This window comes from Streptomyces sp. NPDC014727 (genome assembly GCF_043083485.1).
In the GTDB taxonomy this organism is placed as follows: domain Bacteria; phylum Actinomycetota; class Actinomycetes; order Streptomycetales; family Streptomycetaceae; genus Streptomyces.
Genome location: NZ_JBIBYR010000010.1, coordinates 239,073 through 255,858, shown reverse-complemented (window position 1 = coordinate 255,858; position 16,786 = coordinate 239,073). Strand labels below are relative to the sequence as shown.

The following is a 16,786-nucleotide window of genomic DNA, read 5'->3' as shown; positions in this document are numbered from 1 at the left end:
CTCCCCCATGAACGCTCACTCCCACCGGAACAGACGGGTCGCGAGCACAGTCACCACGGCCGCCCACAGCGCCATGACGCCGAGCTGCACCCAGCCGGGCCAGCCACCGGACGCCGCCCGGTCCAGCGCCTGGGAGGCCGCGCCGAACGGGGTGACCTCGACGATGCGCCGGAGCGTGTCGGGCATGGACTGCACCGGGATCCAGACCCCGGCGCTGAACATCATCACGAGGTTGACGACCGAGCTGATCGCGGCGGATGCCTTGGTGGTACGGGAGAGCGCGCAGAGCAGTGCGCCGAGGACGAGGACGCTCGCCGTCGACAGGAGCAGCGCCAGGACGTAGCCGAAGGGCTGTCCGGGCAGTGCGACGCCGAAGGCGATCCGGCCGACGGCCATCACGAGCGCGGTGGAGCCGAGGGCCGCGGCGCCGTGCAGGGCGATCTGCGCGGTGAGCAGGGCGGACGGCGGCACCGGAGTGGTCGACATCCGGCGCAGGATCCCGCGCTCGCGGTATCCCGTCAGGACGGGCGGCATGGCCTGCAGACCCGCCATGATCATGGCGAGCAGTACCGCCACCGGTACGTACAGATCGATGACGCGGCGGCCGCCGAGCGCGTCGTCGGGGTCCCGGAAGGACGGGATCAGACCGAGGATCGTCATCAGCGCGGTGGGGAAGACGAGGATCCAGAACAGGGCGGCGGGCTCGCGCAGGAAGAGCCGCGTCTCGGACCTGAGCACCGCCGCCCATGGGGTCGGCGTGTCCGTCGCCGTGGCCGGGTTCGCCGTGGTCATCTCAGGCCGCCTGTTCTGTGAGGTCGAGGAAGGCGTCGTCCAGCGTCGCCTCGGAGACACGGAGTCGGTGCGCGGTGACGCGGTGGCGGGCCAGCAGCGAGATCACGGCGTTGACCGTCTCGTCGGTGCCCTGGATGACGACCCGGCCGTCCTTCTGCTCGACGGAGGCCGCCCCGGGGAGCAGGGCGAGCTCGGTGCCGTCGAGCGGCTGCGAAGGGGTGAACGAGATGGCGGTGGCGCTGCCGGTCCGGTCGATCAGGCCGGACGGGGTGTCGAGGGCGACGACCTTGCCCTTGTCGATCACGGCGACACGGTCGCAGAGCCGAGTGGCCTCCTCCATGAAGTGGGTGACCAGAAGGACCGTCACGCCGCTGTCGCGTACATCCTCGATCAGCTTCCAGGTGTCCCGGCGGGCCCGCGGGTCCAGACCCGTGGTCAGCTCGTCGAGGACCACGACCTTCGGGTTGCCGACCAGGGCGAGCGCGATGGACAGCCGCTGCTTCTGACCGCCGGACAGTTTGGCGAACCTGGTGCCGTACTTGGTGTGCAGACCGAGCCGTTCGGCCAGCGCGCGCCAGTCGGCGGGGTCCGGGTAGAAGGCGCTGTACAGCTCCAGTGCCTCGGCCACGGTGATCTTGGGCTGCAGTTCGCTCTCCTGGAGCTGGGCGCCGAGCAGCCGGGTCACCCGGTCGTGGTCGGCGACCGGGTCGAGACCGGCGACGCGGACCGTTCCGGCGTCGGGAACCCGCAGCCCCTCGACGCACTCGACGGTGGTGGTCTTGCCCGCACCGTTGGGTCCGAGGATCCCGAAGATCTCCCCCTCGTCGACGGCGAAACTCACTCCGTCCACCACGGGGCGCCCGGCGTAGGCCTTGCGCACCCCGCTCACTTCGATGATTGCCATGCCCACGAGCATCGTGTCGCGGGGACCGGCGCACCATCGTCCATCGCGCTCGAACGGACATCGGCCGATCGGTTGATACCGGGTACGACCTGCGGGTCCCTCGGGATCCGTTCCGGGGCTCCGGCAGCACCGGACGGCCGAAAAACCACATGAGCGATGTCAGTGGTGAACCGTAGTCTCGCCTGTGATGCCCGAAAAAGATGCAGACCCCAAGGAACGGTCCACCGTACGCTCGCTGTTGCGGCTGTGGCCCTATGTGAAGCCGGTGCGGAACCGCATGTTCGGCGCCGCGCTGGTCGCGATAGTCGCCTCATGCATCGGCCTGGTGATCCCTCTCGTACTGAAGTGGATCGTCGACGGCCCGGTGGCGGACCGTGATCCGGGGGGTGTGTGGCTGGGCGCGCTGTACCTCTTGCTGCTGGGCATCGCCGAGGCCGTGCTCTTCGGGATACGGCGGTGGCTGGTGGCCCGGCCGCTGGCGGGGGTCGAAGCGGCGATGCGGGCCGACCTGTACCGGCATCTGCAGCGGCTGCCGGTGGCGTTCCACGATCGCTGGCCGTCGGGGCAGTTGCTGTCACGCGGGACCACGGACCTGATGCTGCTGCGCATGTTCCTGGCCTTTCCGCTGACGTTCCTGCTGGTCAACGGCACGACGATCCTGGTCGGCTTCGTCATTCTGCTGATGCAGCAGTGGACGCTGGGGCTGGTGCTGCTCGCCCCGGTGGTGCCGTTGGTGGTCATCTGCGCGGTCTTCGAGACGAAGTACTCGCTCGTGGCGCGCACGGCGCAGGACCAGGTCGGCGATCTGACGACGGTCGTCGAGGAGAGCGTGCTCGGCATCCGCATCATCAAGGGCTTCGGACGGCACCGCAGCCAGGCCCTCGCGTTCCGGGCCCTCTCGCAGCGGCTGCGGAGCACGGAGCTGGACAAGGCGCGTCTCCTCGCGGGCATCTGGGCCGCCATCACCGTGATCCCGGAGCTGGCCATCGGGGCGGCGCTGGTCCTCGGCACGGTCCAGGTCGCGGACGGCGGGCTCTCGGCGGGCACCCTGGTCGCCTTCCTCTCCACGGCACTCGCGCTGCGGTGGCCGATCGAGTCGATCGGTTTCCTGCTGGCGATGAGCCAGGAGTCGGCGACGGCGACCGAGCGTTTCTTCGAGGTGATGGACGTGGCCGAGGAGGACGACACGGCCGGCGCCGACGGCCCGGCTCCCAAGGACACGCCGGTCCACGGCGAGATGGTCTTCGAGGGCGTGGAGTTCCGCTACCCCGACGCGCAGGCCGGTTCCGAACCCGTCCTGTCCAGGATCGATCTGCGCATCCGCCCCGGCGAGACCATGGCCCTGGTCGGAGCCACGGGTTCCGGGAAGACGACGCTCACCGCCCTCGTGCCCCGGCTGCACGAGGCCACCGCGGGACGGATCACGCTGGACGGCAGGGACATCACCACCATGCCCCGGGAGGAGTTGCGCGAGCTGGTGTCCGTGGCGTTCGAGGAGCCGACGCTCTTCTCGGCGACCGTCGGGGAGAACGTGCTGATGGGCGCCGAGGGCGCCGGGGAGGAAGAGCTGCGGCGCGCGCTCTCGGTCGCGCAGGCCGACTTCGTCCACGACCTGCCCGAGGGCATCGGCACCCAGGTCGGCGAGCAGGGGCTCAGTCTCTCCGGCGGTCAGCGCCAGCGGCTCGCGCTGGCCCGCGCCGTGGTCGGCCGGCCGCGTTTCCTGGTGCTCGACGATCCGCTCTCCGCCCTGGACGTGCACACGGAGGCTCTGGTGGAGGCCGCCCTGCGCCAGGTGCTGGAGGAGACGACGGCGATCGTCGTCGCGCACCGTCCGTCCACCGTGATGCTGGCGGACCGGGTGGCGCTGCTGTCGGAGGGCCGGATCACCGCCGTCGGCACCCATCAGGAACTGCTGCGCGACAGTGCGGAGTACGCCTGGCTGATGACGGGCGCCAAAAGCGCACAGGAGGGTGCCCTCGCCGAGGACGCCTTCCCCGACCCGTCCGCCGAGGACCGCCTCGTGCCGGACGTCCCCGCCGAGAAGGGCCGCACCCGATGACCAGTACGACGACGACCGGGCCCGCCGACCGGCGCGATGCGCGCGAGACGCCCGAGGGCCCGTCCCCAGCCGACGGCGCCGGGGACCGGTTCGACCGGGACGATCTGCCCACGCCCCGTGGTGCGACCCGCGCACTGCTGATGTCGTTGCTCCGGCCGCACCGGGGCCGGGTGATGGTGTCCGCCCTGTTGCTGCTGGTCCAGCAGGCGGCGGTACAGGCGGGCCCACTGCTCGTCGCGTACGCCATCGACAGCGGGGTGCCCGCCTTCCGGGACAAGGACTACGGGCCGCTGATCGCGGTGGCCGTGGGATACGCGCTGTGCTCGGTGGCCGCGGGTGGCATGCAGTACGCGTTCATCCTGGCCTCCGCCCGGATCAACCAGGACGTGCTGCTCGATCTGCGCGGGCGGATCTTCCGTCACGCACAGGCGCTGAGCGTGGACTTCCATGAGCGCTACACCTCGGGCCGGCTGATCTCCCGTTCCACCACGGATGTGGAGTCGCTGCGGGAACTGCTCAGCGAAGGTCTGCAGGAACTGATCGGCGTCATCCTGTCGTTCGTCTCCATCTCGCTGATGCTGCTCTGGCTGGACTTCGGGCTGGGCGCGGTCGCGGTGCTCTCCTTCGTTCCCCTGTATCTGCTGGTACGGCTCTACCAGCAGCGGGCCGGAGTGCTCTACGCGGCGCGGTCGACGGCGATCGCCGCGGTCATCGTGAAGTTCGCCGAGTCGATGAACGGCATCCGTCCCGTCCAGGCCTTCCGCCGCGAGCGGATCAACGACCGGCACTTCGAGGACCTCAACAGCACGCACGCGTGGACGAACGGCGGCGCGCTGCTGGAGATGGCGCGCTATGTCGTCGGCTCCCGGCTGGTCGCGAACACGGCGGTCGCGGGGATCGTGCTCTGGGGTGCGTACCGCGTGGCGTCGGGCACCCTGGCGCTCGGTGTGCTGGCCGCGGCCGTGCTCTATCTGCGCCGGCTGTACGACCCGATCGACCGGCTCGGCATGTTCCTCAACTCCTACCAGTCGGCGGCGGCCTCGCTGGAGAAGATCGCGGGTCTGCTGGCGCAGACCCCTTCCGTCCCCGAGCCGTCGAAGCCGCGGGAGCTGCCCGCGCTCACGGGCGAGCACCCGGGCCGCGAGGTCGTCTTCGACTCGGTGCGTTTCGCCTACCGCACGGGCGGCGAGGTGCTGCCGCGCTTCGACCTGACGGTGCCGGCCGGCCAGACCGTGGCCGTGGTCGGTTCCACGGGCGCGGGCAAGTCGACGCTCGCCAAGCTGCTGGCCCGCTTCTACGACCCGACCGACGGCCGGGTGCTGCTGGACGGCACCGACCTGCGGGACCTGGCCGTGCCCGAGTTGCGCCGGGGTGTGGTCATGGTGACCCAGGAGGCGTTCCTGTTCTCCGGGACGGTCGCCGAGAACATCGCGCTCGGCAGCCCGGACGCGACCCGCGAGGAGATCGAGCAGGCCGCCAAGGCGATCGGCGCGCACGACTTCATCGCCGGTCTGCCCGAGGGATACGACACGGACGTACGCAAGCGGGGCGGCCGGATCTCGGCCGGTCAGCGCCAACTGGTCGCGTTCGCACGGGCCCTGCTCGCGAACCCGTCGGTGCTGATCCTCGACGAGGCGACGAGTTCCCTGGACATCCCCGGTGAACGCGCGGTGCAACGGGCCATGGACACGGTGCTGCACGGCCGGACCGCGGTGGTGATCGCCCACCGCCTGTCGACGGTGGAGATCGCGGACCGGGTCCTGGTGATGGAGCACGGGTGCGTCGTGGAGGACGGTGCACCGGCGGAACTCATCGGCGGAACGGGCAGGTTCGCCGGCCTGCACCGCGCGTGGCGGGAGAGCCTGGTGTAGGGCGCGGGTTGTCCGCGCGAACGCCCCACCATGCAGCTGCATGGTGGGGTGTTGTCGGATCACATGCGTCGTCTGAACGGTCAGACGGTGCCGAGCGCGCCGGCCTTGACGCCCGCCACGAACGAGGCGAACGAGGCGGTGGAGGCATTCAGCACCGGGCCGCCCGGGTTCTTCGAGTCGCGGACGGGGACCACTCCGAGCGGGGCAATGAGGTTGGCGGCGACCTCGATGCACTGGCCGCCGTTCTCGCTGAATGAGGACTTGAACCAACGGGGGGACTCGGTCGTCACGGGATGCCCTTTCGTAACTGGCTGATCATGGCCACGGACGCCGCTCGCGACAGCGCTTCGGCCTGTAGTTGATGGTAGTCCGTCAGGATGGGCAGCACCGATGCGCTGTCTCGCTCAAGATGGCCCCGGTTGGCGGACTCCGCATACGACATGAGCGAGCGGTCCGGCGTCGTGAGCACGGTTACCGGCAACGTCATCGGACGGCGAACCCCGATGGCGAACGGGGCGACCTGAAGCACGGTGTTCGGCAGCTCGGCAAACTGCATCAAGCGCGCGAACTGTGCGTCCATGAGCGCACGGTCCCCGATGGGGCGGAGGAGACAGCTTTCGTCAAGTACCACGAAAACCAACGGGGGCGGTGTTCGTGTGAGCGATGCTTGGCGCTGCGCAACCAGCGCAATCCGCTCGTCGGCTTGCTCCCGCGAGGCAACGCCCCGTTTCACAGTGCTGTCTCCGAGCGCTGACGCGTACTCCGGCGTCTGGAGCAGACCAGGTATGACACCAACTTCGTAGAGCCTGATCTCTACCGCGCGCGCCTCGTGAGTGACGTACTCCGGGAAGCCTTCGAGCAGCGCCCTGTGTCTGACGGACCGGCTCTGGCGCTCCAACCTGTCGCCGGTCCCAAACGTCCTGTCAGCACTTGCTGCAAACTGTTGAGTTGGTTTCCGCCGCCCAGTTTCAACGGCAGAAATATGCGCCCCGGAACACCCCATGCGCTCGCCGAGTTCGTCCTGCGTCCAGCCGTGTTCATCCCTCAAGCTGCGAAGACGCGCACCGAACGCCGCGCTGGGCGATCGATCGGGGTCCAGTTCCTTCCGATTCACCATCCAGTACCTAACTTGCCTGTCAATCTGCGTAAGTTGAAGACTCCCTCGACCCTAAGCCACGCTGATCCCCCTTGGTAGCGGAACCGTTACAGAGAGGAGTGGCTCATGTCTGCGAAAGACGACCCACCGAACGAACAGAAGCCCCCACAAGTACCCGCCCCCGGCACGCTGTTGGTGGACACCAGCCGTCGCGACCAAGTGGGCGAGTTCCGGGGTGTGGCCGGCCCGTACTGGTCGTTGCGGCCGGTCTGCGGTGGGACGGAATGGGAGGCGGAGCCCGGGAACGTGCGGCCGCCGAGCCCGATAGAGCGGTTGCGGGCCGAGACCGCACGGTGCAATGCCCGGAGCGCGGGGCGGATCCTGTGACCGGCAACATGAACGGGCGTCCCCCGCAGGCGGGTTACCGGTGCGAGGCGCTCGCCGAAGGGCCCGTGTACGGCACCGACGAAACAGCGCGGTACGTCCTGGGCACCTTCCGGACCATCTCCCCCCTCCTCGCGCTGCGGTGGCTCGGCGGCCAGGCGCTGTGGATCGCGGACCGGCTCGACCTCGACCCACACCTCGCGGAACTACGCGCCTGGTACGAGGATCGCGAGAGCCAACGCGCCGCCCAAGCACACATCAAGACTGGCGCCCCGCTCCTCGTCGTCGTCCACGACACGGACTGCACGTACACGCTGTCCGTACGATCCGTTGAGCAGACACCTGCGACCAGGTTCCGCCACCACCCCGGGGAGGGATTCGCATCAGGAATCGCTCACTGCACTCCGTACGACCCCCCGACCGTCGCAGCGCCATGCGGTACCTGTGGGGGCTGATCGTCTGTCAGCGTCGGCGGATCGCCACCGGATCAAGGCCGGTCGGACGGGACTTTCGAAACACGCCCTCGCCGCCCCGGAGTCAGCCGCTTCGAGTATCCGACGGCGCTCGACAGGTCAGGTCCTCGGCCGGGAGCCCGCCCGTGGTCAGATAGGCCGTGGCGCTCTTGTCTGCACAGGAGTCGGTGCCGTAGATGCCGTGCCCCTCCCCTCCGGCGACCGTGACCATCCGGGAGCCGCGCAGGGCCCGGTGCATGCCCTGGGCACCGGCCAGGGGCGTTTGAGGGTCCCACTGGTTCTGCAGGATCAGTGCATCGACCTTGTTGTTCACCGTTGTCGCGGGCTCGCTGCCCTGCTTCCAGAAGGCGCACGGCTTGATGGTGGAGGCGAAATCGCCATACAGCGGATACCGGGCCTTGTCGCGGATCGCGTCGCGGCGGTACTGCTCGGGATCGCGCGGCCACGTACGGGTGTCGGCGCACAGGACAGCCCAAGCACTCGCGGCGTCATTGTCCGAGGGAACGTCACGGGCGAACGCCGGTGGGACGGGGCCCGGGGCCCGCTCCGGCGTGCCGGACGGGGCCGGCTTCTTGCCCTCGGCCGCCATCTTCAGCTCGGCGACCCTTTCGGCGGCCCTCTGAACGCGGGAGAACGTGGCACGCAGCTCGGAGCGGATGTCGTCACCGGTGAGGGGTATCCCGCCGGACTCGATGGGCTTGCTGTCGGCCCGGGCGATCAGCTTCCAGAAGGTCTCGCGGACCTCGGCCGGGGTATTGCCCAGTCCGTACGTCGTGTGCCGCCGGGCAGTCCATTCGCTCCATCTCGTGAAGGCGGGCTCGGCCCCCTCCGCCATTCCTTGGAACATGCCCCGCCAGGCCCGCGCGGGGTCGGTCGCGCTGTCCAGCACGAACCGGTCGGTTCGCCGGGGGAACATCTGCGTGTAGACAGCGCCGAGGTAGCTGCCGTAGGAGTACCCCAGGTAGGAGATCTTCCTCTCCCCCAGCACAGCACGGATGACGTCCATGTCGCGAGCGGTGTTGCGGGTGGTGAGGTGCCTCAGTGTTTCACCCGCCTCGGCCCGGCATTTGCCGGCCACCGTACGTGCCCACTCCACGTCCTTCGCGAATGTCGCGGCCTTGTACGGGCGTTCATCGTTCCTTTCTTCGTCAGTCAGACCGCAGCTGACCGGAGAGCTCTGCCCGACGCCCCTCGGGTCGAACCCGATGAGGTCGTACCGTCTCTTCACTTCCCGGGGAAGGTTCAATGCCGGGTCCACGGGCATGCTCAGGCCCGGCCCGCCGGGGCCGCCGGGGTTGAGCAGCAGAACACCGCGCCGTTCCTTTGCGCTGCTTGCCTTCAGCCGGGATATCGCGATGTCGATCCTCTTTCCACCGGGATCGCTGTAGTCCAGCGGCACCTTGAGCGTCGCGCACTGATAGGTGGCGGGGTTCTCCGCGTCGCAGCGCTGCCATGGGGAATTCTGCTGCGTGTACTGCCGCAGAGGGTCCTTGGCCACGGTGGTCTGAGATGCGGCAAAGGCCGTTGCGGGTGTGAGCGCCGAGATGAGAGCCGTCGCGGCACCGACAGCCAGAAGAGACGCTGTTCGTCTGTTTCGCACGTGTTGCTTGTCCTTGCTGGGGAGAGGTGATTGGCCCTTCCTCCCTTGTGTGCGCGGGAGGTCGGCGATTCCATCGCCAGGGACTTGGGTGCGCCGAGGCCGGGTTATTGCCGGCGGTGCCGCCGGCCGCCGGTCAGTCTCCGGTGAGCTGCTGGTGAACGCACTGCTTGTATTGCTGGAAGCTCTCCGGCTGGTAGCACTTCTGCGTGTTGTTGGCGTACCAGGCCATGAGAATGGCGGCCAGGACGGACACCGCGATCGCCATGAACGACGTCACCACGCCGGTGATGGACATGCCCCGGCCCACGCCGCTCCGCCTGGCCTTCATCAGGGCGGCGATGCCCAGGATCAGGCCGATGACGCCGAACAGGCCGCCGACGAAGGCGATCGAGGTGGTCAGGCCGATGATGCCGAGCACCATGGCGGCCACGGCCAGGCCGTTCCTGTCGGCCGGAGGCCGCGTGCCGTAGCCGAGGCCTTGCGAATGCGGGGAATCGGGGTCCGCCCCGGCGGCCCCGGTCGATGCTGCCCGAATCGACGTCGACTTCGTCCGGGTCGACACGGCCTCGGCCGGCGCCGTGTGATGCGGCGATGTCTCTGTCCCTTGCATGTTCATGATCCGTCCTCCCGTCAATTGGGCAGGACACGATTCTGGTTTCCGGGGTCGCGGGTGCGCATCGCGGGAAGGCGGGAGAAAATGCTCCCTCGATCGGGGGAGGGCGCCAGCACGCCACCCGGTCATACTGGCCGATTATGATCAGGGTAATCCGGCCGCTGCTTCGCGGCTCCACGTATGCGGGCGCGCTGTTCGCCTATTGCGGCGCGTTGGCGAGCATTCCACTGCTGCCTTTCGCGCTTCTGCCGGCGCCGGCGTGGGGATCCGCCCCCTATGGAGTGCAGGTCGTTCTGACCCTGCTGGTCTGGGCGGCGCTGATCGGCGTGGTCGGGCTGGCCCGCACCACGCGGCGGGTGCTGGTCACGTGCGCCCGTCGGCTGCTGGGGGTGCCGTTGCCGGATCCGGTGGCCGCACGTCGGTCCGCGAGCTCACCCTGCACCGGGGCGGCCGCCGCGGTGCCGCCCGGCGCCGACCGTTGGCGGACTCCGGTCTGGCTGCTGCTGCACGTGGCACTGGGGTGGACGGCGGCACTGGTCAGCGGTGTGCTGATCCTCGCCGGCCTGACCCTCCCGGTGGGTCGGTTGCGCCCCGAGGCGGGGCTGAGTCTGTTCGGCCGGTCGGTGCGGGTGGCGGGTGGCTGGGGCAGCTGGGCGGTGGCGCTCGGCTGCGTGCTGCTGGCGGCGGCTGTGTGCGTGGCGGTGACGAATGCTCTGCGGTGGTTGGCGCCGAGGCTGTTGGGGCCGTCGTCGGCTGAACGGCTCGCGCTGGCGGCCGAGCGGGAGCTGCGGCTGGCCGAACGCAACCGACTGGCCCACGAGTTGCACGACTCGATCGGGCACACGCTGACGGCGGCCACGATCCAGGCGGCGGTGGCGGGCGAGGTGCTCTCCGCCGACCCGGTGGCGGCGCGGGCCGCCCTGCGCAGCATCGAGGAGTCGGCCCGCGCCGCGCTGGAGGACCTGGACTACGTACTGGGTGTGCTGCGCGAGGAGAAGGCGGAGACAGCGCCGCCCCGGACCCTGGCCGACCTGCCTGAGCTGCTGGACCGGTTGCGGCACGCGGGCGCGGTGGTGGAGCCGGAGGTGTCGGGCGAGCTCGCGCAGGTCCAGGGGACGCTCTCCCGCGCCGCGTACCGGATCCTGCAGGAGGGGTTGACGAACGCGTTGCGGCACGGGGCGGACGGTCCGATCGAGGTCCGTGTGACGGCCACGCCGGGCGGACTGGAGCTCAGTGTGGTCAACCGGACCGGGGCGGGGACGGGCACGGGCGGAGGTACCGGCCCGGGTGCCTTCCCGACGTCCGGGCACGGCCTGCCCGGGCTGGCCGAGCGCGTGCGGCTGCTGCACGGCGAGATCGAGGCCGGCCCGGACGGGCCGCATCATTGGCGGTTGGCGGTCCGGCTGCCGGTACGGTTGTCGGCATGATCGGCCCTGACGCGAGCCCAGCCGTCATGACCGGCGCCGGCACCGGCCCCGCCACCACCGGCCCTGCCGGCACTCCCGTCACACTCCTGATCGCGGACGACGACGAGGTGACCCGCAGCGGTCTGCGCACGTTGCTCGCGGCACAGCCGGGGATCGCGGTGGTCGGGGAGGCTGCCGACGGCGTGGAGGCGGTCGAGCAGGTGCGGCGGCTGCGGCCGGACGTGGTTCTGATGGATGTGCGGATGCCGCGTCGCAACGGCATCGAGGCCACCCGGCAGCTCCTTGCCGAGTCGGCCGAACCACCGAAGGTCGTGGTGATCACCACCTTCGAGAACGACGGCTACGTCACCGCCGCGCTCGGCGCGGGGGCCAGTGGGTTCGTGCTCAAGCGGCTTCCGGTCCGGCAGATCGCGGAAGCGGTGCGGGTGGTGGCGGCGGGGGAGGCGATCCTCTTCCCGGCGGCACTGCGCCGGATGGTCGCCGCCCGCCCGCTGGGCTCCGCCGAGGCGTTGCCGAAGGCGGCGCTGACGGGGCGGGAGGAGGAGGTGCTGCGGTCGATGGCCACCGGCCTGTCCAACCCGGAGATCGCGGAGTCGCTCACGGTGAGCCTGGAGACGGTGAAGACCCACGTCGGGAACGTGCTGACCAAGCTCGGCGCGCAGAACCGGACCCACGCGGTGGTGATCGCGTACGAGTCCGGTCTGGTGGTGCCGGGCTTCGCCGGCTGACGCGTCCGACCGTGCGCCCGTCCCTCGTGCGCCTCGTCCGGCCCCCCGTCCGCGTCGCCCGGCGCGCGTGATCGGGCCGGAGCTGGTCTCCTGATCCGGGGGAGCCGTCCACCCGTATCCCGGAGAGAGCCAGATGAGCGTCTACCGAACCGCGCAGGTCGCCACCGCCGATGGTCCGTTTGAGATCGTCGAACGCGAGGTGCCGCAGCCCGGACCGGGCCACGTACGGGTGGCCGTCGAGGCCTGCGGGATCTGCCACAGCGACGCCCTCTTCGTGAGCGGCGGGCTCCCGGGCGTGCGGTTTCCGGTGGTGCCCGGACATGAGATCGCCGGACGGATCGAGGAGCTCGGCGCGGGCGCGGAGAACGCCTGGCGGGTGGGCGACCGGGTGGCGGTGGGCTGGTTCGGCGGCAGCTGTGGCCATTGCACGCCCTGCAGGCAGGGCGACTTCGTCGTGTGCCGGTATCTGAAGGTGCCCGGGTGGGCGTACGACGGGGGCTATGCCGAAGCGGTGATCGCGCCGGTGGACGCCCTGGCCCGGATCCCCGACGCACTGGGGGCGGCCGATGCGGCCCCCATGGCCTGCGCGGGGGTGACCACGTACAACGGGCTGCGGCGCAGCTCCGCCCGGCCGGGTGATCTGGTCGCCGTGCTCGGCATCGGCGGCCTCGGGCATCTGGGGGTGCAGTACGCGGCCGCGATGGGCTTCGAGACCGTGGCCATCGCCCGCGGAGCCGCCAAGGCCGACTTCGCCAAGGAACTCGGCGCGCACCACTACGTCGACAGCACGGCGGACACCTCCGTAGCGGACGCGCTGCAGGCCCTCGGCGGCGCCAAGGCGGTCCTGGCCACCGCGGCCAACTCCGAGGCGATCTCGGCGACCGTGGAGGGACTCTCCCCGCGTGGCGAGCTGGTGGTCATCGGCGTGGACCCCGAACCGCTGGGAATCAGCCCGGCCCAGCTGCTCATGAGCGGCAAGGTCGTCCGGGGCCACCCGTCGGGCACCGCGCAGGACGTCCAGGACACCCTGGCGTTCAGCGCCCTGCGCGGAATCCGCCCGATGACCGAGACCGTGCCGCTGGACGCGGTCGACGAGGCGTACCGGAAGATGATGTCCGGCGCCGCCCGTTTCCGGATGGTGCTCACCACCGGCTGACGCACCGCACCGCGCACGGGGCTGCGGGCTCCGTCACGACGCTGCCTTCTCCTCGGCACGATCGTCGCCGCCCGGTCCGTCGGCCGGTACGGGACCCGTGCCCCGGAGCAGGGCGATGGACAGTACGGCGGCACCGGCCATCGCGAGGGCGGCTCCCGCCGCGGCCGTGTTCATGCTGTGGGTGAAGGCCCGGAACGCGGTGGGCAGGACCGTGTCCCGGAGCTGGTGCGGAAGCTGCCGGGCCACCGCGACCGCGCCGGACAGCGTCTCCCGCGCGGCCTCGGGTACGGAGGGCGCGGTGCCGCGCATGTCCCGCCCGTAGACGGCGGCGCCGACCGAACCGAGCAGCGCCATTCCCAGGGCGCCGCCGAGTTCCTGGCCCGATTCGAGGACGGCGGCAGCGGAGCCCGCGCGCTCGGGCGGCGCGGCGCCGAGGGCGAGTTCATTGGCGAGCGTCATCGCGGAGACCAGCCCGCCCGCGTAGACGGCCGACCCGGCGAGTGTCATCCACAGCGGCGAGTCCGCCCCGATCCGGGTGAGCGAGAGGAAGCCCGCGGTGGAGACGAGGAACCCGCCGCCCATGACGTAGCCGCGGTCGAACCGCCGGGCGAGCGCCCCGGCCGCCGGGGCCGCGACCGCCCCGGGCGCCCGTCCACCCGTGCCGTCGTCCGCGAGTGGGGTGTCGCCATGGCGACCGCCACCAAGGCGCGGGCCACGAAGGCCTCGTACGGGCGGTGCCGGGGGTCGGCACGGTCGTCGCCGAGCGTCCCGCTCCGGGGGGTGCCGGCGCGAGGACCGGCCCCGCCCTGAGCCGTGAGCGCATCGTGCGCACCGCCATCGAACTGGCCGACGCCGAGGGGCTTCCCGCAGTGTCCATGCGCCGGGTCGCGACCACTCTGTCCACCTCCACCACGGCGCTGTACCGTCATGTGCCGGGCAAGACCGAGCTGGTCCGGCTGATGTCCGACGAGGTCTTCGGGGAACGACCGCTGGGTGCCGCGCCCCGTGACTGGCGGCCGGGGCTGGAACTCGCCGCCCGGTGGCTGCGGTCGGTGTACGGGCGCCATCCGTGGATGGCACAGGCCATGGCTTCCTTCACCCGGCCGACAGCGTCCCCGCACGCCATGCGCTACACGGAGTGGGTGCTGCGCGCCCTCGCGGGCACCGGACTGCCGCCGCACACCGTGCTGCACATCCATCTCACGCTGTTCGCCCACGTCCAGGGACTGGCCATGGCCGCCGACATGGAGGCGCAGGCGCGGCAGGACACCGGGCTGTCCGACGCGGAGTGGATGGTAAGAAATGAGCCACAGTTCGACGCCATCTCGGCCAGTGGCGACTACCCCTCCCTCAACTCGCTGTTCGAACATGATGAGTTCGAGCTCGATCTCGACGAACTCTTCGAATTCGGCCTGCGGAGGACGCTGGACGGCATCGCGGTGATGATCGGTGAAACGTCCGCTTAACGAACATGACCTTTACGGCAACGGACGACTTCCGGCCAACTTGTTGACGCGGTCCTGACAGGACCGTCCTCCGGCTGACACTCTTCACCCCGTTCTGCGCACTTCTCGCACTCCCCGGACGGCACGCCCTGCCGCCGGTACCCCCCTCGCAGAAGGAGTCCGCGTGAGATCCACGCCCAGCCGTCGTGCCACCGCGACCGGCGCTCTGATAGCCGCAGCAGCCCTCCTCGCCGTCGGCGTCCAGACCGGTGCGGCCACCGCCACCCCCGGCACCACCACCGCGGCGGCGGCGACCGCCGGCGCCAAGCACGGTGCACTGGCCAAGCAGCTCACCCCGTCCCAGCGTGCCGAGCTGATCCGTGAGGCCGACGCGACCAAGGCGGCCACGGCCAAGGAGCTCGGTCTCGGCTCGCAGGAGAAGCTCGTCGTCCGGGACGTCGTCCAGGACAACGACGGCACCACGCACACGCGTTACGAGCGCACCCTCGCCGGCCTCCCGGTGCTCGGCGGCGACCTGGTCGTCGAGGCGTCCAAGACCGGCGCGACCGAGAGCGTCACCAAGGCGTCCAGCGTCAGCAGCAACACGCTGAAGGCCGTGGACACGAAGGCCGACGTCGCCCCCGCCGCGGCCGAGAAGCAGGCGCTCGGCCTCGCCAGGGCCGACGGCTCCAAGAAGACCGAGGCCGACCGGGCGCCCCGCAAGGTGATCTGGATGGCCCAGGGCAAGCCGCAGCTCGCCTACGAGACCGTCGTCGGCGGTCTCCAGGAGGACGGCACCCCCAACGAGCTGCACGTCATCACGGACGCGACCTCCGGCGCGAAGCTGTACGAGTGGCAGGCGGTCGAGAACGGCGTCGGCAACACCGAGTACAGCGGCCAGGTCACCCTCGGCACCGCGCCGTCGTACACGCTGACCGACACCGGCCGCGGCAACCACAAGACGTACAACCTGAACCACGGCTCGTCCGGAACCGGGACGCTGTTCACCAACTCCACCGACGTCTGGGGCAACGGCTCCCCGTCGAACGCCGAGACGGCCGCCGCCGACGCGCACTACGGCGCGGCGGAGACCTGGGACTACTACAAGAACGTCCACGGCCGCACCGGCATCCGGGGCGACGGCGTCGGCGCGTACTCCCGCGTCCACTACGGCAACAACTACGTCAACGCCTTCTGGCAGGACAGCTGCTTCTGCATGACGTACGGCGACGGCAGCGGCAACGCGAACCCGCTGACCGCCCTCGACGTGGCCGCGCACGAGATGACGCACGGCGTCACCGCCGCCACCGCGGGCCTGGTGTACAGCGGTGAGTCCGGTGGTCTCAACGAGGCGACCAGCGACATCATGGCCACCGCGGTCGAGTTCTACGCCAACAACGCCACCGACAAGGGCGACTACCTCATCGGCGAGAAGATCGACATCAACGGCGACGGCACCCCGCTGCGCTACATGGACAAGCCGAGCAAGGACGGCGCGTCCAAGGACGCGTGGTACTCGGGCATCGGCAACGTCGACGTCCACTACTCCTCGGGTCCGGCGAACCACTTCTTCTACCTGCTCTCCGAGGGCAGCGGCGCCAAGACCATCAACGGCGTCAACTACGACTCGCCGACCTCCGACGGCCTGCCGGTGACCGGCATCGGCCGCGACAAGGCCGCGCAGATCTGGTTCAAGGCGCTCACCACCAAGTTCACCTCCACCACGAACTACGCGGCGGCCCGCACCGGCACCCTCGCCGCGGCCGGTGAGCTGTACGGCACGACCAGCACCGAGTACAAGGCCGTCGGCGACGCCTGGGCCGGCATCAACGTCGGCACCCGTGACGGCGGCGGCAACCCGAACCCGGGCGGCACGGTCTTCGAGAACACCGCCTCGGTCGCCATCCCGGACCACGGTGCGGCCGTCACCAGCTCGGTCAACGTCACCGGTATCACCGGCAACGCGCCCAGCGCCCTCAAGGTCGGCGTGGACATCACCCACAGCTGGCGCGGTGACCTGGTCATCGACCTCGTCGCCCCGAACGGGACGACCTACCGGCTGAAGAACTCCTCGATCTCCGACTCGGCGGCCAACGTCCAGACCACCTACACGGTCAACGCCTCGGCCGTGGCGGCGAACGGCACCTGGAAGCTCAAGGTCCAGGACGTCTTCACGGGCGACACCGGCAAGATCAACAGCTTCAAGCTCACCTTCTGAACCCGGAGCCGGGCCTGATC

Annotated in this window: 16 protein-coding genes; 9 read left to right on the top strand and 7 right to left on the bottom strand. The window is 70.3% G+C overall.

The features are described 5' to 3' along the window. Nucleotides 1–15: 15 nt before the first annotated feature. Both ACF1B9_RS18530 and ACF1B9_RS18525 read right to left on the bottom strand, forming a co-directional pair. A complete protein-coding gene (locus tag ACF1B9_RS18530; RefSeq protein WP_391746595.1) occupies nucleotides 16–792 on the bottom strand; it encodes an ABC transporter permease in 777 nt (258 codons plus the stop codon). A gap of 1 nt (nucleotide 793) precedes the next feature. Next, the gene (locus tag ACF1B9_RS18525) at nucleotides 794–1,696 is read right to left on the bottom strand and encodes an ATP-binding cassette domain-containing protein (RefSeq protein WP_391746594.1); all 903 of its coding nucleotides are present in this window, start codon (nucleotides 1,694–1,696) and stop codon (nucleotides 794–796) included. Between the two features lie 187 nt (nucleotides 1,697–1,883). On the opposite strand from ACF1B9_RS18525, the gene ACF1B9_RS18520 reads away from it, so the two are divergent. Both ACF1B9_RS18520 and ACF1B9_RS18515 read left to right on the top strand, forming a co-directional pair. Next, nucleotides 1,884–3,755 carry an ABC transporter ATP-binding protein gene (locus tag ACF1B9_RS18520; protein WP_391746593.1) on the top strand — a complete coding sequence of 624 codons (1,872 nt, stop codon included), beginning with the start codon at nucleotides 1,884–1,886 and terminating at the stop codon, nucleotides 3,753–3,755. After that, on the top strand, nucleotides 3,752–5,626 hold the full coding sequence (locus tag ACF1B9_RS18515; RefSeq protein WP_391746592.1) for an ABC transporter ATP-binding protein: 1,875 nt from the start codon (nucleotides 3,752–3,754) through the stop codon (nucleotides 5,624–5,626). Before ACF1B9_RS18520 ends, ACF1B9_RS18515 begins: the two co-directional genes overlap by 4 nt. 80 nt (nucleotides 5,627–5,706) lie before the next feature. Here ACF1B9_RS18515 and ACF1B9_RS18510 read toward each other — a convergent pair whose 3' ends face one another. Both ACF1B9_RS18510 and ACF1B9_RS18505 read right to left on the bottom strand, forming a co-directional pair. Beyond that, entirely contained in the window at nucleotides 5,707–5,916 is a 210-nt protein-coding gene (locus ACF1B9_RS18510) for a DUF397 domain-containing protein (protein WP_391746591.1), read from the bottom strand. Continuing rightward, on the bottom strand, nucleotides 5,913–6,743 hold the full coding sequence (locus ACF1B9_RS18505; protein WP_391746590.1) for a helix-turn-helix transcriptional regulator: 831 nt from the start codon (nucleotides 6,741–6,743) through the stop codon (nucleotides 5,913–5,915). The genes ACF1B9_RS18510 and ACF1B9_RS18505 overlap by 4 nt, the downstream gene beginning before the upstream one ends. Before the next feature lie 105 nt (nucleotides 6,744–6,848). On the opposite strand from ACF1B9_RS18505, the gene ACF1B9_RS18500 reads away from it, so the two are divergent. After that, nucleotides 6,849–7,109, top strand: a complete 261-nt coding sequence (locus ACF1B9_RS18500) for a hypothetical protein (protein WP_391746589.1) — start codon at nucleotides 6,849–6,851, stop codon at nucleotides 7,107–7,109. Then, on the top strand, nucleotides 7,106–7,561 hold the full coding sequence (locus ACF1B9_RS18495) for a hypothetical protein (RefSeq protein ID WP_391795923.1): 456 nt from the start codon (nucleotides 7,106–7,108) through the stop codon (nucleotides 7,559–7,561). Before ACF1B9_RS18500 ends, ACF1B9_RS18495 begins: the two co-directional genes overlap by 4 nt. Before the next feature lie 82 nt (nucleotides 7,562–7,643). Here the strand turns inward: ACF1B9_RS18495 and ACF1B9_RS18490 are convergent, their stop codons facing one another. Both ACF1B9_RS18490 and ACF1B9_RS18485 read right to left on the bottom strand, forming a co-directional pair. Next, nucleotides 7,644–9,179, bottom strand: coding sequence for an alpha/beta hydrolase (locus ACF1B9_RS18490; protein WP_391746587.1), 1,536 nt, complete (start codon nucleotides 9,177–9,179; stop codon nucleotides 7,644–7,646). Between the two features lie 133 nt (nucleotides 9,180–9,312). Beyond that, on the bottom strand, nucleotides 9,313–9,600 hold the full coding sequence (locus tag ACF1B9_RS18485) for a DUF4190 domain-containing protein (protein ID WP_391746612.1): 288 nt from the start codon (nucleotides 9,598–9,600) through the stop codon (nucleotides 9,313–9,315). A gap of 332 nt (nucleotides 9,601–9,932) precedes the next feature. Between ACF1B9_RS18485 and ACF1B9_RS18480 the strand changes: the two genes are divergently transcribed. The 3 genes from ACF1B9_RS18480 to ACF1B9_RS18470 all read left to right on the top strand — a co-directional run bounded on the left by ACF1B9_RS18480 (nucleotide 9,933) and on the right by ACF1B9_RS18470 (nucleotide 13,103). Continuing rightward, entirely contained in the window at nucleotides 9,933–11,219 is a 1,287-nt protein-coding gene (locus ACF1B9_RS18480) for a histidine kinase (RefSeq protein WP_391746586.1), read from the top strand. After that, on the top strand, nucleotides 11,216–11,947 hold the full coding sequence (locus ACF1B9_RS18475) for a response regulator (RefSeq protein WP_391746585.1): 732 nt from the start codon (nucleotides 11,216–11,218) through the stop codon (nucleotides 11,945–11,947). Before ACF1B9_RS18480 ends, ACF1B9_RS18475 begins: the two co-directional genes overlap by 4 nt. A gap of 133 nt (nucleotides 11,948–12,080) precedes the next feature. Continuing rightward, complete coding sequence (locus ACF1B9_RS18470; RefSeq protein ID WP_391746584.1) at nucleotides 12,081–13,103, top strand: alcohol dehydrogenase; 1,023 nt, start codon at nucleotides 12,081–12,083, stop codon at nucleotides 13,101–13,103. Between the two features lie 33 nt (nucleotides 13,104–13,136). On the opposite strand, the gene ACF1B9_RS18465 is transcribed toward ACF1B9_RS18470, so the two are convergent. Further along, complete coding sequence (locus ACF1B9_RS18465; RefSeq protein WP_391746583.1) at nucleotides 13,137–13,685, bottom strand: multidrug transporter; 549 nt, start codon at nucleotides 13,683–13,685, stop codon at nucleotides 13,137–13,139. 92 nt (nucleotides 13,686–13,777) lie between these two features. Here ACF1B9_RS18465 and ACF1B9_RS18460 point away from each other — a divergent pair, with 92 nt between their 5' ends. Together ACF1B9_RS18460 and ACF1B9_RS18455 are read left to right on the top strand one after the other, a co-directional pair. Next, nucleotides 13,778–14,569: a TetR/AcrR family transcriptional regulator C-terminal domain-containing protein gene (locus ACF1B9_RS18460; RefSeq protein ID WP_391746582.1), complete on the top strand. Its 792-nt coding sequence runs from the start codon at nucleotides 13,778–13,780 to the stop codon at nucleotides 14,567–14,569. A gap of 163 nt (nucleotides 14,570–14,732) precedes the next feature. Then, nucleotides 14,733–16,766 (top strand): M4 family metallopeptidase, encoded by a 2,034-nt coding sequence (locus tag ACF1B9_RS18455; protein ID WP_391746581.1) that lies wholly within the window; start codon nucleotides 14,733–14,735, stop codon nucleotides 16,764–16,766. Nucleotides 16,767–16,786: the final 20 nt, after the last annotated feature.

What these genes read in the sequence shown, in the direction of transcription:
- ACF1B9_RS18520 (WP_391746593.1), top strand. Translation starts at nt 1,884, where the DNA reads ATGCCCGAAAAAGATGCAGACCCCAAGGAACGGTCCACCGTACGCTCG.
- ACF1B9_RS18465 (WP_391746583.1), bottom strand. Translation starts at nt 13,685, where the DNA reads ATGGGCGGCGGGTTCCTCGTCTCCACCGCGGGCTTCCTCTCGCTCACC.
- ACF1B9_RS18500 (WP_391746589.1), top strand. Translation starts at nt 6,849, where the DNA reads ATGTCTGCGAAAGACGACCCACCGAACGAACAGAAGCCCCCACAAGTA.
- ACF1B9_RS18505 (WP_391746590.1), bottom strand. Translation starts at nt 6,743, where the DNA reads ATGGTGAATCGGAAGGAACTGGACCCCGATCGATCGCCCAGCGCGGCG.
- ACF1B9_RS18515 (WP_391746592.1), top strand. Translation starts at nt 3,752, where the DNA reads ATGACCAGTACGACGACGACCGGGCCCGCCGACCGGCGCGATGCGCGC.
- ACF1B9_RS18470 (WP_391746584.1), top strand. Translation starts at nt 12,081, where the DNA reads ATGAGCGTCTACCGAACCGCGCAGGTCGCCACCGCCGATGGTCCGTTT.
- ACF1B9_RS18480 (WP_391746586.1), top strand. Translation starts at nt 9,933, where the DNA reads ATGATCAGGGTAATCCGGCCGCTGCTTCGCGGCTCCACGTATGCGGGC.
- ACF1B9_RS18475 (WP_391746585.1), top strand. Translation starts at nt 11,216, where the DNA reads ATGATCGGCCCTGACGCGAGCCCAGCCGTCATGACCGGCGCCGGCACC.
- ACF1B9_RS18485 (WP_391746612.1), bottom strand. Translation starts at nt 9,600, where the DNA reads ATGGTGCTCGGCATCATCGGCCTGACCACCTCGATCGCCTTCGTCGGC.
- ACF1B9_RS18530 (WP_391746595.1), bottom strand. Translation starts at nt 792, where the DNA reads ATGACCACGGCGAACCCGGCCACGGCGACGGACACGCCGACCCCATGG.
- ACF1B9_RS18525 (WP_391746594.1), bottom strand. Translation starts at nt 1,696, where the DNA reads ATGGCAATCATCGAAGTGAGCGGGGTGCGCAAGGCCTACGCCGGGCGC.